The following is a 14071-nucleotide window of genomic DNA, read 5'->3' as shown; positions in this document are numbered from 1 at the left end:
CCATTAACACGCGATAGAAGACCCTGCTGGATAGGATCGCTAGCACCAAAATGATGCGGCTTGGTTAAAAAGGGGACATTTGTTGTTTTATCTTGGTGCAGTGAGCGCGCTAAAGAAGGTGACGGAAAACAATTGTTTGCCCATTTAGATAACGGCGTTAAATACGCATGCCCTTCATGAATAAACGAAGACTGTACATAAACATCGTTAACCCGCTAGGGTTACAGCGTCTATGTATAGTTTCTTTCATTCAATTACTTATCTAACAAGGTGGTTGTATGGCAAATCATGGAGGAAAGTCGGTGTTTATTGCATCGGCTGTCATCATTTTCAGCCTGGTCGTAGTGGGCGCAGCCTTTCCCGAAGGGTTCGGAAGTGCAGCCGAGTCGGCTCTCGCATCGGTAACACGGCTTTTTGGTTGGTTTTATCTATTTTCTGTATTTGGGTTCGTTGTGTTCCTGTTTTCACTCGCCTTTAGCAAATATGGCAAGGTGCGTTTGGGGCCTCAGGACAGTACGCCCAACTACACTTTTTTCTCATGGATTAGCATGCTGCTGGCAGCCGGGTTTGGTGTAGGGCTCGTGTTTTATGGTATGGCCGAACCCATGACGCACTATATTGAGCCGCCCTATGGCGATGTGCCGGCCGAAACGGAAGCCGCTGCCCGCTACGCTATTCAATACAGTTACTTCAACTGGGGCGTTCACCAATGGGCGGCCTTTTCGGTGGTGGGCCTGATCATTGCCTATTTCCAGTTTCGCAAAGGCCAAGCGGGGCTTGTTTCATCGGTGCTTTCGTCCGTTACCGCTAAAAGGCCGCGGCTTCGTCCTTATGCCTCGTGGTTGGATGTATTTGCGGTTGTCGCAACCGTAATGGGGGTGGCAACCTCGCTAGGGCTTGGGGTATTACAGATGAACGGCGGCTTGAACGCTGTTTTTGGCTTGCCGGAAAATGGATTTTGGCAGTTTATTATTTTGCTGGTGATGTTCTGCGCCTATATGGCGTCAACATGGTCAGGGCTTGATAAAGGTATTAAGCGCCTTTCAAACCTGAACATGGTGCTGTGCATCGGGCTAATGGTGTACGTATTGGTGACCGGCCCGACCATTGCGATCCTTGAAACGATTACGCTAGGCATTGGTGACTACCTTCAGAACTTTATTGGGATGAGTCTACGTATCTCCCCGTATAGTGATAATGAGTGGGCCAGTAGCTGGACGATTTTCTATTGGGCCTGGGTCATTGCATGGTCACCGTTTGTAGGTACGTTTATTGCGCGCGTGTCCCGTGGCCGTACAATTAAAGAGTATGTGTTTGGTGTATTGCTGGTTCCGCCGCTGTTGGCTTGTCTCTGGATTGGCGTATTTGGGGGAGCAGCGCTAAACATGGAGCTTAACGGCACAAATGTAGGCTTAGCGGCTGCCACTCAGGAAAATATCACCGTGGCGCTGTTTAAAATGTTCGAGTTGATGCCGTTCTCTAACGTACTTTCTGTTGTTGCCATGATGCTCATCTTTATCTTTTTGGTAACATCGGCTGACTCTGCTTCTTATATCGTGGCGCAGATGACCGACAACGGCTCTATTAATCCCCCGCTTTATAAACGTATCATCTGGGGTGTGCTGATTGCGGCAATTTGTTTAACGTTGATTGTGGCGGGAGGCCTTTCCGGGCTTCAGTCAGCAGCGGTGCTGTCGGCACTACCGTTTACCTTTATTCTGTATATGATGGTCATTGTGCTGGTACGTGAGCTACGCGCAGACCGTAAGGCTATGTTGACCCAGCTTTATCGTCGCCACGGTGAAACGCCTGTTGGCGCCGATGCCTTTGAAGCTGAGCAGATGGGCGAAGAGGAGCGCTTACGCCGTGCACCTAATGTTATCAATCGGCGTATTAATAGCTAGGTGAACTTAATCAGGTCTTCAGGAGCAAACACATGGAGCGAGGATGCTGATGGCTCGGCGAGGACGCCACGGTGCAACACGACGCCAACCCAAGGGGCAGGCGCTTGAGCGTTGGCTGGACCGCTGGTTGGACCGCGTCGTTACGGTCGCCGTTGTAACGGCACTGGTGATTGGCCTGTCGGCTGTCCTGGCACATTGGCTTTTGTAGGCCAACCTGGTGTAACGCAGTCCTGGTTGAAATGCAGTCAAAGCGCCCGGCGATAAGCCGGGCGTTTTCTTATACAGTAAGCTTTAAGCGTTTTGTCATACTTTACAGGCGCTAATGTGCAGGCTTGCCACTGCCCCTAAAGAGAGACTCCCGATGTTGCTAAATGCTGCCAAGGCTGCTTCTTCCTACGCTTCACGCCGCGAAATATTCGGCTGGGCCATGTTTGATTTCGCTAATCAGGCGTACACCTTGCTGATCATTACGGTGGTGTTTGGTGAGTTGTTTACCACCGTGATTGTAGGGGATCGAGGCGATGGTTTTCGGTTGGCCAACTTTCTATGGAGCTTGGCGCTAGCGGTCAGCTATTTAATGGTGGTCGTAACGGCCCCACTTTGCGGTGCGATTATGGATTATCGGGCCGAGAAAAAACGCTTTCTGTTTTTTAGCTATCTGGCCACGGTCGTCACCACCGCGATGCTTTACTTTGTATCTCCCGGCTATGTCGTGCTGGGGCTTGTCCTGATTGTGCTGTCCAATTACGCCTACTCCATGGGGGAATCCTTTATTGCGGCCTTTCTACCGGAGCTTGGGCCGCCTGAAAAGCTTGGCAAGATTTCCGGGTTTGGCTGGTCGCTTGGGTATATTGGCGGGCTGTTTGCGGCGGGCTTTACCCTCGTCGTACTGGGGGAGGCAACCGTTGAAAACTATGAGCGTATCCGCTGGGTGGGGCCCTTCGCGGCCGGTTTTTTCTTGATTACCGCTATTCCCACCTTCCTGTGGCTTAAAGAGCGCGGCACGCCCAAACCTTCTGGGGTGGCGTATTGGGACATTGCTCAACAGCGCGTACGTTCAACCCTGCATGAGTTGCGCTATTTCAAAGACTTGAGCGTGTTCCTGGTCTCGCTGCTGTTTTCCATGGCGGGGGTCTACATCATTATTGCGTTTGCGTTTATCTATGGCGCCCAAGTGATTGGCTGGGATGAAAGTGTACGTAATATCATGTTTATTATCGTTCAGATAACCGCGGCGGCCGGAGCGCTCGGGTTTGGCTGGCTTCAGGATCGGTTAGGCGCGAAACACACCTATCAAATAACGCTTGGCCTGTGGGTGGTTGCGATTATTGCCATTTGGGCAACGCCCGAAATAACCGCTTGGGCCAATGTGCGTTTTGGTTGGCAGTGGCAGGCACAGCATGTCTTTCTAGCGGTTGGTTGCCTGGCGGGGCTCAGTTTAGGGTCTAGTCAGTCGGCAAGCCGCGCCTTGGTGGGGGTGTTTTCACCGCTTGAAAAATCGGCTGAGTTTTTTGGCTTTTGGGGTCTGGCGAATAAATTGGCAGGCGTGCTAGGCATCGTGATGCTGGGTGTACTGCAAGCGATGATTGGCCTACAAGCGTCTATCCTTTTATGTGCAGGCCTGTTTGTTATCGCAATGCTGATTTGTGCAAACGTTAATGAGCGACGAGGGCGTGATGCCGCCATCGCGTGGCAGAGCGCTTAATATACCGCAAACGGGGAGCACATAATGCAGACAGCACAGCGTGGCAGCATCGTGATGATGCTGCTTTTCTGGGTACTGTTAATCGGCTTGGGTACCTGGTGGCTGGATGGGGGGATGGAAAAAATACTGAACCCTAATGCCCATATCGTGCAGACTGCGACTGACGGCGGCCCCGTTACTTTACAGCGTAACCGTTCGGGGCACTTTGAAGCACCGGGCGAAATTAACGGTGAGCCGGTGACGTTTTTACTGGATACCGGCGCTACCTATGTGGCCGTTTCAGATGAGCTGGCCAATCGGTTGGGGCTCGAACGTGGGCGCAGCGCCTGGTTTAATACGGCCAACGGTCGCGTACAAGGAAACCTTACTCAGCTTGATGAAGTAACGCTGGGGGGGATCAATATCCGCAATGTACAAGGCTCCATCAGCCCCGGCATGGAGAACCATGTCGTGCTGCTGGGGATGAGTTTTTTGCATCTGCTGAATATTGAAATACGCAGCGGCGAAATGGTTCTGAGCCTACCCGATGCATAAGCGATACTTGTGAATAGTGTATTGGTGTGCTTAGCTAAAAGCCCACGGAAACAAATAGGCAAGGAGTGGCTATGGGTATTGAAGTCGGTGGATTACTAGGTCTGATTTGGCTCATTATTATTATTTGGGCCATTGTCAAAGTTGCTAAAAGTTCAGCAGGCGGTCTGGCTAAAGTGCTGTGGATATTAGCGCTGCTGATCTTCCCACTGGTAGGCCTGATTGCATGGCTACTATTAGGGCCCAAAGGATAGCCAAGCGGGCTAAAGGCTGCGCTGCCGGTTAGCGGTGGCGCTGCAAATATCGGCTTTAAAAAAGGCAGGCATCGCGCCTGCCTTTTCTATAAGTATGTACCATTACGCACTGTTTCCATTACTGGGCGGCGCTTTATAGTGGCCAGGGATGGTTACTCTTTCCCCGTTGGGTAAATCGCGCACTTGAGTAGGAACATAAACACGCTTGATAACACTTTTAGCTTTACCATCTTTCATGGCTTACTCCTCCAGCCAGATTGTCGACAGTCCTCTGTCTACATTAGTCCTCTGTTTTGGAAGAATCAAGCGGTGTGCGACGGCGAGTAGAGAAAAGCGGCTACTGCTCAGGAGAAGTGTTTGCTGGGTTTTGAGGTATCCTGTGAACAGGTAACCGGCTACCTTTTGAGAACGACTGACGACATGAATGACTAACTGCCTAAGCGGAGTGAAGGATAAGATGGATAATCACTTGGAACAGAAATTTCAGGCGCTTGGGTCACAAGAAACCGTTATGCCTGACTATCCCGTTCAGGATCATATTCTGATCATAGAGGATGATCAGCGCTTGGCTGAGCTGACTCGCGACTATCTGGAAGCCAACGGTTTCCAGGTCACGCTAGAGGCCGATGGGGTGAAAGGGATGGACCGCATTCTTACGCTACAGCCTGACTTGGTCATTTTGGATTTGATGTTGCCCGGCGAGGATGGTTTGTCGATTTGTCGCCGAGTGCGGCCCAATTTTGCGGGCCCCATCATGATGTTGACGGCACGCACTGACGACGTGGACCAAATTCTTGGGTTGGAAATGGGGGCAGATGACTATGTGCCCAAACCGGTGCAGCCTCGTGTGTTGCTCGCCCGTATGCGTGCCTTGTTACGGCGTGCAGATGGCCCAGCGCCCAATGGCGAAATGCGCCTACGGTTTGAAAATCTGGAAATCGATAATGCGACCCGAGAAGCGTGGCTTGCCGGTGAGCGTATTGATTTAACCAGCGCCGAGTTCGACCTGTTGTGGTTACTTGCCCGCAATGCGGGCCGGGTATTGACCCGTGAAGAAATCTTCAATGAGTTACGTGGCATTAAGTACGATGGCCAGGATCGTTCTATCGATGTACGCGTATCGCGTATTCGACCCAAGGTGGGTGATGACCCCAACCAGCCTCATCGAATCAAGACAGTGCGCAGCAAAGGCTACCTTTTCGTGAAGGACAGCTGATCAACACAGGAAAGGAAAAGGATTTATGCAGCGGCTGCTTAGCCATAGCGCGTTTTTAAAATTCTATCTACTGCTAGGCTTGGCGCTTTGTGTCGTACTGCTCATCGCGCTCGGCGGCCGCTCTTTTATTGAACAAGTACGGCGTGAGGATTACCACGAGCAGTTGGCAGCACTGCCCATGTCATTAATGACCCAGCAACTGGCCGATGCCTCCGAAGAAGAAAGAAATTCGCTGGTTAATTACTTTGCCGAGCGGCTGGGTATGCAGCTTACTTTGCGGCGTATGAGTGAGGTAGAGCTTGGCTACTTTGCTGATAAACGTATTGAGCGTGGTAGCGTATTAGTGACTGAAGATCCTTGGCGTCTTCGTCAGCGAGTGCCTGAAAGCCAATGGTTTTTGGAAGCGACCCTGCCTGCCTGGAGCGAACGCCAATGGGAGGGCAGCCTGCTGCTGCTGGGCGAGTGGCTAAAAGCCTTGCCGAGTGACGAGCGAGAAGCCAGCCTGGCGTCGCTGCGTTCCGGCAACTGGCCGCTCACTCTGCTTAATACGCTGCCCGATAACATAACGTCTCAACAGCAAAGCCAACTGGCGTTAGGCAACGTATTAACGCTGCTCGTATCCGAAAAACTGGCCGTTAGCCTGCTTTATCAACTGCCCGATGAAGACGTCTGGTTAATGGCCGGTCCTGTCTCGCGCGGTGATACGCTGCCCATGAATTTACAATTGCCGCTGTTGATTGGTGTCATGGCTGTGCTGGGTTTAATTATCTATCTGATTATGCGCAGCATCGAAGCACGTATGGCGCGCCTTGAACTGGCGGCTACCCGCATTGCCAGCGGCCGTCTTGAAACGCGCGTAAAAATAGAAAGTGACGACTTTCTGGGCCGGTTAGGCATGGCGTTTAACGGCATGGCCAGCCAAGTGCAAACGCTGCTGCGTGGCCAGCAAGAGATGATTCGTGCGGTCTCCCATGAGCTTCGCACGCCGGTGGCGCGTATTCGCTTTGCCGTACAGATGGTCGAGGACATGACTGATCAGCCCGCTATTCGGCGCCAGTTGCAGGGAATTGATGCCGATATTTCGGAGCTTGACGAGTTGGTGGATGAAATCCTTACCTATGCTCGCTTGGGCGGTGAAACGGTGAACGGGGCCGAGCTTGAAATGGCGCTGGTGGACTGCCGGGCAATGGCCGAGCGTGTGATTGATACGCTGGCGCCACTCAATGAAGGGCTTACTATTGAACTGGCGGATGGGCCGGATATTGAGCTTTTAGCCGAGCCTCGCTATTTACAGCGGGCGCTGCAAAACCTGGTGGGTAACGCCTGCCGCTATGGCAAAAAACACCTTATTATCCGGCTTTGGAGCGAAGATCAGCTGGTGCGTATTGATGTTGAGGATGACGGCCCAGGCATTCCGGCAGATGCCCGTGTGGATATTTTTAAGCCGTTTACTCGGCTGGACGATAGTCGGGCCCGCAGCCTGGGAGGCTACGGCTTGGGCCTCTCCATCGTGCAAAAGATTATGGCGGGCCACGGCGGCAGCGTCACCGTAGATACCAGCCCTGCGTTGGGTGGCGCACGCTTTACGTTGCTGATTCCTCGTCGTGAGTCGCTGGTTTAATGCCTGTGAGTACCGCAAACGAGGTTTCACGTGCGGTACGTAGAAAATCCTTCATCCAGGGCGCTTCCAGCGTCTCTTCTCGAACGGCCGCGTACAGCGTGCTCCAAATGCCGTTTTCACCCAGCTTAACGGCGCTGACGTAATCGCGCTCCAGATACTCCGTTAGCGCCCAGTTGGGCAGGGCACATACGCCTCGGCCGCTGGCGACCAACTGCATCATCATGATGGTAAGTTCGGCGGTGCGAATCTCCTGAGGACGTACGTTTGCTGGGTCCAAAAACTGCGTAAACACATCCAGGCGTGCCTGCTCTACGGGGTAGGTGATCAGCGTTTGGTCTGCCAGGGCTTGAGGCTCGATAAAGAGCTTCCCTGCATAAGCGTGCTGACGTGCTACGGCCAAAAGCCCTTCATAGCGAAACAGCGGCGCATAGTGAACACCCTCCAGTGCCTGAGGGTCGGCAGTAATGACCAGATCCAACTGCTCGCGTGCCAGCGCCGGTAGCGGGTCAAAGTGATGGCCGCTGGGAATATCAATTTCCACTTCCGGCCAGTGGTCGCGAAAGTAATCGACGGTAGGCATTAGCCATTGAAAGCAGCTGTGGCACTCAATGGCCATGTGCAGCCGCCCCTGCTCGCTCCCCGCCAGCCGGGCCACATCGCGTTCGGCTTTGCGCACTTCCGGAAGTATCTGGTCGGCCAGGGCTAATAGCCGTAAACCTGCCCGAGTAAACTCGACGGGCCGTGTTTTACGCACAAAAAGCGGGCTGTTAACCCGACCTTCCAGGTCTTTGAGCTGATGCGAAAGGGCCGATTGGGTAAGGTGAACGCGTTCGGCGGCCTCCACCAGTGAACCCGTTTCACGTAGGGCAAGCAGTGTGCGTAGGTGGCGTAACTCAATCATGGATAATATCTTTCAATTTGAAAGGATTTATCATGACAGTCTCTCATGTACTTGGCTATTGGCGTAGGCGTCTTTGCATGAGTTTAAAAGTGTGAGAAGCGTGCTTGCCAGCAGTAAAGCCGCTTATTAACGGCATTACTGCGCTTACTGGATTTTTCCGGTCATGCACATTGTGCTAGCTTTTGGATGCGAACGCGTAAAGCAGGGTCTCCTGAGCGCTGATCGCATCGCTATCACCGGGGTCCTGTAAGCGATAGGAGCCATCGCTTTGCAGCAGCCAGCTCTGGCAATTATCGACCAGGTAGGTTTCCAGGTCTTTACGCACTCGGGTGGCGAGCTTTTTGTCCAATAGCGGAAAGCAGGTTTCGACCCGGTGGAACATGTTGCGCGACATAAAGTCAGCGCTTGAACACCAGGTTTCCGATTTACCGTCGTTATGGAAGTGAAACACCCGGGTGTGTTCCAGAAAACGGCCAATAATCGAGCGCACACGAATGTTTTCAGAAATGCCCGGAAGGTTGGGTTTTAGGCAGCACATGCCACGGATAATCAAATCGCACTCAACGCCCGCCTGGGAGGCACGGTAAAGCGCTTTAATCAGCCTGGGCTCGGTGAGTGAATTACACTTGATAATGATATGCCCGCGCTTACCCTTTTGTGCCAGCTGTGCTTCACGGTCAATCATCTCCACCAAACGCTCATGCAGCGTAAACGGTGCGTGCAGCAGCGTATCAATTTTGCGCGCCCGGCCCATCCCTGAAAGCTGCTGGAAGACCTTGTGCACATCGGCACATAGCGCTTTGTTGGCGGTTAACAGGCTGTAGTCGGTGTAAAGCTTGGCGGTTTTAGAGTGATAGTTGCCCGTACCCATGTGCGCGTAGTGGCGCAGCTCGCCCTTTTCACGCCGGACAATATGCAGCATCTTGGCGTGGGTTTTATACGCCATAATGCCGTAAATAACGATGGCCCCGGCTTCCTGTAGGCGAGAGGCAAGCTGAAGGTTATCCGCTTCGTCAAAGCGTGCGCGTAGCTCGATAACGACGGTGACTTCCTTACCTTGACTCGCGGCATCCACTAGCGCGCTCACAATAGGCGATTCGGCGCCGGTGCGGTAAAGCGTCTGTTTAATGGCCAGAACGTTTGGGTCGCGAGCCGCCTCACGCAGTAGTTCCTCAATAGGTGAGAACGACTGGAAGGGGTGGTGAAGCAAAACATCGTTTCTGGCAATCGAGTCAAACATGGAGCCGATTTTAAGCGTCTTGGGCACACTCGGCGTATACGGGCGATACACCAGTTCGGGGCGATCAACGTCTCCCAGCACCGACATCATGCGGGTCAGGTTAACGGGCCCTTCAACGCGATAGAGATCCTCGGCATCAAGCTCAAACTGGCGCATTAAAAAGTTGGTCAAGTCGTCGGGGCAATTATCGGCGACTTCCAGGCGTACACCTCTGCCATAACGGCGGGCCAGCAGCTCGCCTCGCAGCGCCGAGGCCAGGTCAGAAACCTCTTCCGGGTCGACGGTCATGTCGGCGTTGCGCGTCAATCGGAATTGATAGCAGCCGCGTACGCGCATACCGGGAAATAGCTCCTCAGCATGGGCGTGAATCATGGAGGAGAGGAAGATATATTCAGAGTAGCCTTCGGCGCAGAGCGCTTTGGGAAGTGCCATTAAACGCGGGAGCGAGCGAGGGGCAGGAAGAATGGCCATGCCGCCTGCGCGGCCAAAGGCATCTTTACCTTCCAGCTCAACAATAAAGTTAAGGCTCTTATTGACCAGCCGTGGGAACGGGTGCGAAGGATCAAGGCCTATCGGGCTGATGACGGGCATGATCTCGTTATTAAACATCTCATGTACCCACTGCTTTTGCGCTTCGGTCCACTGTGCGCGGCGCCGAAAACGCAGGCCCTGTTGCTCCAGGGCGGGTAGCAGCGTGTCGTTAAGAATTTTGTACTGACGAGAGATCTGCTGGTGGGCAATTTCGGAAATTTCAGCAAGCACCGCCTTGGGCAAACGGCCATCGGCCGCTGTTGTATCATCGCCCATGGCCATCTGGTGTTTTAAACCCGCCACGCGAATTTCAAAAAATTCATCCATGTTGGATGAGAAAATAAGCAGGAACATCAGTCGATTAAGCAGTGGATGCGCATCGTCCAGTGCCTGTTCCAGAACGCGAATATTAAATTGAAGGTGGGAAAGCTCGCGGTTTAAATAGAGTTGGGGATCGTCCAGATCGGTTTCACTAAGGGTATCCTTGGCGTGCACACCGTTGGGCGTACGATTAATGCGTAACGGTAAACCATCCATTTCAACGTTGGGTAGTTCGCTCAGTGATAGCGCTGTAGATGGTGTAACGTGATCGTCCATATAAGGCTCCCCCGCATTAATGGCTTCAAACTAGCATAGCGTGATACCTGCCGTGCAAAGCAGTATGCGGGAGAAAGATGACAGAAAAATGTCATATATCTGTCATCTTGAGGGCGGGCTTCTAGCGTTGGTTCTGCAATAGTCGAGCGGCTTCCAGGGCAAAATACGTCAAGATACCGTCGGCCCCGGCACGTTTAAAGCACATCAGTGATTCCAGAATCACCGGCTCGGCTTCCAGCCAGCCGTTATCGAACGCGGCGCGGTGCATGGCGTATTCGCCACTTACCTGATAGGCAAAGGTGGGCACTTTAAGCTCGGTTTTAACCCGGTGCACCACGTCCAGATAGGGCATGCCGGGTTTCACCATGACCATGTCAGCGCCTTCACTGATATCCATGGCCACTTCGTGCAGCGCTTCATCGCTATTGGCCGGGTCCATCTGGTAGGTACGTTTGTCGGCTTTGCCTAGATTGGCCGCCGAGCCGACCGCGTCACGAAACGGGCCGTAGTATTTGGAAGCGTACTTGGCGCTGTAGGCCATGATCCGCACATTGTGCAGAAGCTCTTGCTCAAGTACTTGGCGGATAGCGCCAATGCGACCATCCATCATGTCTGAAGGCGCGACAACATCCGCCCCGGCTTCAGCATGGGAAAGTGCCTGCTTAAGCAGCGTTTCTACCGTGCGGTCGTTCTGAACGTAGCCTTGCTCATCTAAAATACCGTCCTGGCCGTGGCTGGTGTAAGGGTCCAGGGCGACATCGGTAATAATGCCCAACTCAGGCAACGCCTCTTTGAGCGCGCGCACGCTGCGCTGAACCAGTCCGTTGGCATTATAAGCCTCTTCGGCAAGCTCGCTTTTCTGCTCGGTACCTACCACTGGGAAGAGCGCCAGCGCGGGAATACCTAAGGCAAACGCTTCCTTGGCTTGTTCAATCAATAAATCAATCGACAGGCGCTCAACGCCAGGCATGGAAGCAATGGCTTCACGCTGATTTTCACCCTCTAAAACAAACACCGGCAAGATTAAATCAGACGGTGTCAGGGTCACTTCCTGCATCAACCTACGGGAAAAATCATCGCGGCGCATGCGGCGCAGCCGAGTGTTGGGAAACTGGCGGGGAGTGAGTGTGCTCAAGAGATCTCTCCGTAATAAAGGGTCATAAATAAAGATGCCCATAGGCTTGGATTGAGTATATCAGGCATGTCTTACGGCGAAAGCCGTCTTGTGGCAAACCGCCACACTGACTAAAGTGAGCGATTGCTTTGCTGTATTGCATTCGGCAGACACTGCGATAAGGGAGATAGGCATGACCAAACAGGTGGCAGTGGTATTAGCGGGTTGTGGCGTTTTTGATGGTTCTGAAATTTATGAAACCACGTTAACGCTGTTGCGTTTGGACCAGTTGGGCATCGGTTATCGCTGCTTTGCGCCCGATATTGAGCAACATCATGTTGTTAACCACCTCACTCAGGAAGCTGTAGAAGGTGAGTCACGCAACGTGCTTCAGGAGTCAGCGCGCCTTGCACGTGGCGACATCCAGCCGATGACTGAGCTAAAGGCTGATGAGTTTGACGCGGTCATTGTGCCGGGTGGGTTTGGCGTGGCGAAGAATTTGTCTGACTTTGCAAGCGCAGGGGACGGCATGCAGGTGTTGGAGGCACTAAAAGACGCGCTTTCCGGCTTTCGGGAAGAGGAAAAACCGATTGGGTTAATGTGTATTGCGCCGGTATTGGTGCCACGGCTTTTGGGTGAGGGTGTTGCGGTTACCGTGGGCCATGACCCAAGTGTGTCGGGGGCTATCAGCGCCATGGGTGGCCTGCATCGCAGCTGTGCAGTGGATGACATCGTGGTCGACTTGGAGCACCGAGTGGTCACCACGCCCGCCTATATGCTGGCAACGCGTATCAGTGAAGCCGCCACCGGTATTTTTAAGCTGGTAGACCGCATTGACGAAATGATGGACTAATAAGCGGTAGACGCTGCGCTATAAAAAAAGCCTCTGTCATGAATAATGACAGAGGCTTTTTAACGTGATGATAACGTCAATAGCGATGCGGTGGGTTTCAGGTGGTAGAAGCGCCGTTTACGGCTACTGCTCCTCGGTGGCTTGCTCATCACGCCGCTTGCGCACCAGGCGACCAAACAGCAGGCCTACCTCGTAAAGCAGATACATGGGCAGTGCCAACAGGCTTTGTGATACCACATCTGGCGGCGTTAGCAGCATCCCTATGACAAAGCAGCCCAGAAAAACATAGGGCCGCTTTTTGGAAAGGCTCTCTACGCTGGTGGCGCCCGACAGGATTAACAAAAAGGTCGCAATGGGGATTTCAAACGCCACGCCAAAGGCGAAAAAGAGCTTCAGTACAAAGTTCAGGTACTGGTTAATATCGGTCATGACCGTGACGTTTTCAGGCCCGGCCTGGGTGAAAAAGGCAAACAGCAGCGGAAACACCACATAGTAGGCAAAAGCCGCACCCGCATAAAAAAGCCCAATACTTGAGACCAGAATGGGAATCGCCAAGGCTTTTTCATTATCGTATAGCCCTGGCGCGATAAACGCCCATGCCTGATGCAGTACAAAGGGTATAGCGATAAAAACGGCGACCACCAGGGTTAGCTTAAAGGGCGCTAGAAAGGGCGAGGCTACTTCGGTCGCAATCATCTGCGAACCCGGCGGTAGCAGAGCCATCAGCGGCTCGGCCACAAAGCCATAGATATCATTGGCAAAAGCATAAAGGCCCAGAAAAACCACTAAAATGACCACCACCGCACGGACAAGGCGCATGCGAAGCTCAATCAAATGCTCAATCAATGGGGCCTGCTGCTGATCGTTCTGGGGTTCCCGAGCGTCGCCAGAGGTACTCATGGGTTCTGACTATCCTTTTTAGAGGTCGCCTTTAAGGGCTCGTTGGAGGTGTGGGGCGCCGCTTCGTTCACTTCCCGCTGCGCTTCATCCAACTGGGCACTTGCCTGGGCTACACGTTGCTCCGTTTCACTCTGGCTTGCCGATGAAGAAGTGCTGCGCGAGGAGGGAGTGTCGAGAATACTCTCAACGTCTTTTTTAGCACTCTTCAGACTATCGTTAATGGTCTTTTGCTGCTCGTTCAGCGTTTGGCGCAGCTCTTCTGCTTCAAGCTGCGCGCTAATTTCGCGCTGCATGCCGGATATCGTGCGCTTGATTTTACCAACCCAAAGGCCTGCCGTACGCGCCGCCCGAGGGAGGCGCTCAGGGCCAAGTACCAGTAGTCCCACGACACCGACAAGCATCAGTTCAAGAAAGCCGATATCCAACATAAATTATTTGGGCTCTTCGTTACGGGCCTTGCGATTTTCTTCGGCCTGAACGTCATAAGTGTTGCCAGGTTCTTCGTGGCTAACCTTGGCATGCGGAGGCTCGGCGTCTTTCTTTTCGTCGTCTTTCTCATCTTCATGCACCGCTTTTTTAAAGCCTTTAACCGCGCCGCCCAGGTCGGTGCCCACATTGCGTAGCTTTTTGGTGCCGAAGATTAAAATAATGATGCCTAATACAATTAGCAGCTGCCAAATACTGATGCCACCTAACATATGCGT

The 14071-nt window shown here is 53.0% G+C and carries 15 protein-coding genes; 8 read left to right on the top strand and 7 right to left on the bottom strand.

Annotation, left to right across the window (positions count from 1 at the left end):
- The first annotated feature begins 278 nt into the window (after window positions 1-278).
- The 5 genes from ACT3TJ_RS02900 to ACT3TJ_RS02880 all read left to right on the top strand — a co-directional run bounded on the left by ACT3TJ_RS02900 (window position 279) and on the right by ACT3TJ_RS02880 (window position 4394).
- Window positions 279-1904 carry a BCCT family transporter gene (locus ACT3TJ_RS02900; protein WP_172117372.1) on the top strand — a complete coding sequence of 542 codons (1626 nt, stop codon included), beginning with the start codon at window positions 279-281 and terminating at the stop codon, window positions 1902-1904.
- 43 nt (window positions 1905-1947) lie between these two features.
- Window positions 1948-2112 carry a hypothetical protein gene (locus tag ACT3TJ_RS02895; RefSeq protein ID WP_172117332.1) on the top strand — a complete coding sequence of 55 codons (165 nt, stop codon included), beginning with the start codon at window positions 1948-1950 and terminating at the stop codon, window positions 2110-2112.
- Between the two features lie 153 nt (window positions 2113-2265).
- Window positions 2266-3609: an MFS transporter gene (locus ACT3TJ_RS02890; protein WP_444621492.1), complete on the top strand. Its 1344-nt coding sequence runs from the start codon at window positions 2266-2268 to the stop codon at window positions 3607-3609.
- Between the two features lie 24 nt (window positions 3610-3633).
- Window positions 3634-4143, top strand: coding sequence for a retropepsin-like aspartic protease family protein (locus tag ACT3TJ_RS02885; RefSeq protein WP_172117374.1), 510 nt, complete (start codon window positions 3634-3636; stop codon window positions 4141-4143).
- Between the two features lie 71 nt (window positions 4144-4214).
- Window positions 4215-4394, top strand: a complete 180-nt coding sequence (locus tag ACT3TJ_RS02880) for a PLDc N-terminal domain-containing protein (protein ID WP_172117375.1) — start codon at window positions 4215-4217, stop codon at window positions 4392-4394.
- Between the two features lie 102 nt (window positions 4395-4496).
- Here ACT3TJ_RS02880 and ACT3TJ_RS02875 read toward each other — a convergent pair whose 3' ends face one another.
- The gene (locus tag ACT3TJ_RS02875) at window positions 4497-4631 is read right to left on the bottom strand and encodes a hypothetical protein (RefSeq protein ID WP_254908543.1); all 135 of its coding nucleotides are present in this window, start codon (window positions 4629-4631) and stop codon (window positions 4497-4499) included.
- A 220-nt stretch (window positions 4632-4851) separates the two neighbouring features.
- Here ACT3TJ_RS02875 and ACT3TJ_RS02870 point away from each other — a divergent pair, with 220 nt between their 5' ends.
- Together ACT3TJ_RS02870 and ACT3TJ_RS02865 are read left to right on the top strand one after the other, a co-directional pair.
- Window positions 4852-5610: a winged helix-turn-helix domain-containing protein gene (locus tag ACT3TJ_RS02870; RefSeq protein WP_319941254.1), complete on the top strand. Its 759-nt coding sequence runs from the start codon at window positions 4852-4854 to the stop codon at window positions 5608-5610.
- Between the two features lie 25 nt (window positions 5611-5635).
- Window positions 5636-7231 (top strand): ATP-binding protein, encoded by a 1596-nt coding sequence (locus ACT3TJ_RS02865; RefSeq protein ID WP_444621493.1) that lies wholly within the window; start codon window positions 5636-5638, stop codon window positions 7229-7231.
- On the opposite strand, the gene ACT3TJ_RS02860 is transcribed toward ACT3TJ_RS02865, so the two are convergent.
- The 3 genes from ACT3TJ_RS02860 to hemB form a co-directional block, all read right to left on the bottom strand.
- Window positions 7194-8132, bottom strand: coding sequence for a LysR family transcriptional regulator (locus ACT3TJ_RS02860; RefSeq protein WP_172117377.1), 939 nt, complete (start codon window positions 8130-8132; stop codon window positions 7194-7196). The genes ACT3TJ_RS02865 and ACT3TJ_RS02860 overlap by 38 nt on opposite strands.
- A gap of 175 nt (window positions 8133-8307) precedes the next feature.
- Window positions 8308-10500, bottom strand: coding sequence for a polyphosphate kinase 1 (gene ppk1, locus ACT3TJ_RS02855; protein ID WP_444621494.1), 2193 nt, complete (start codon window positions 10498-10500; stop codon window positions 8308-8310).
- A gap of 121 nt (window positions 10501-10621) precedes the next feature.
- Complete coding sequence (gene hemB / locus ACT3TJ_RS02850; RefSeq protein WP_444621495.1) at window positions 10622-11635, bottom strand: porphobilinogen synthase; 1014 nt, start codon at window positions 11633-11635, stop codon at window positions 10622-10624.
- Between the two features lie 172 nt (window positions 11636-11807).
- On the opposite strand from hemB, the gene elbB reads away from it, so the two are divergent.
- Window positions 11808-12467: an isoprenoid biosynthesis glyoxalase ElbB gene (elbB, locus tag ACT3TJ_RS02845; protein ID WP_193056845.1), complete on the top strand. Its 660-nt coding sequence runs from the start codon at window positions 11808-11810 to the stop codon at window positions 12465-12467.
- Between the two features lie 123 nt (window positions 12468-12590).
- Here the strand turns inward: elbB and tatC are convergent, their stop codons facing one another.
- From tatC to tatA, 3 genes are read right to left on the bottom strand one after another with little or no spacing between them, the layout of a single operon-like run.
- Complete coding sequence (gene tatC / locus ACT3TJ_RS02840; RefSeq protein ID WP_193056846.1) at window positions 12591-13367, bottom strand: twin-arginine translocase subunit TatC; 777 nt, start codon at window positions 13365-13367, stop codon at window positions 12591-12593.
- Window positions 13364-13795: a Sec-independent protein translocase protein TatB gene (gene tatB, locus ACT3TJ_RS02835; protein ID WP_193056847.1), complete on the bottom strand. Its 432-nt coding sequence runs from the start codon at window positions 13793-13795 to the stop codon at window positions 13364-13366. The genes tatC and tatB overlap by 4 nt, the downstream gene beginning before the upstream one ends.
- A 3-nt stretch (window positions 13796-13798) precedes the next feature.
- The gene (gene tatA, locus ACT3TJ_RS02830; protein ID WP_193053297.1) at window positions 13799-14065 is read right to left on the bottom strand and encodes a Sec-independent protein translocase subunit TatA; all 267 of its coding nucleotides are present in this window, start codon (window positions 14063-14065) and stop codon (window positions 13799-13801) included.
- Window positions 14066-14071: the final 6 nt, after the last annotated feature.

It is taken from the genome of Halomonas sp. AOP30-A1-24 (assembly GCF_052378165.1).
GTDB classification, from domain to species: domain Bacteria; phylum Pseudomonadota; class Gammaproteobacteria; order Pseudomonadales; family Halomonadaceae; genus Vreelandella; species Vreelandella citrativorans.
This window is presented reverse-complemented; position numbering and strand designations above follow the sequence as displayed.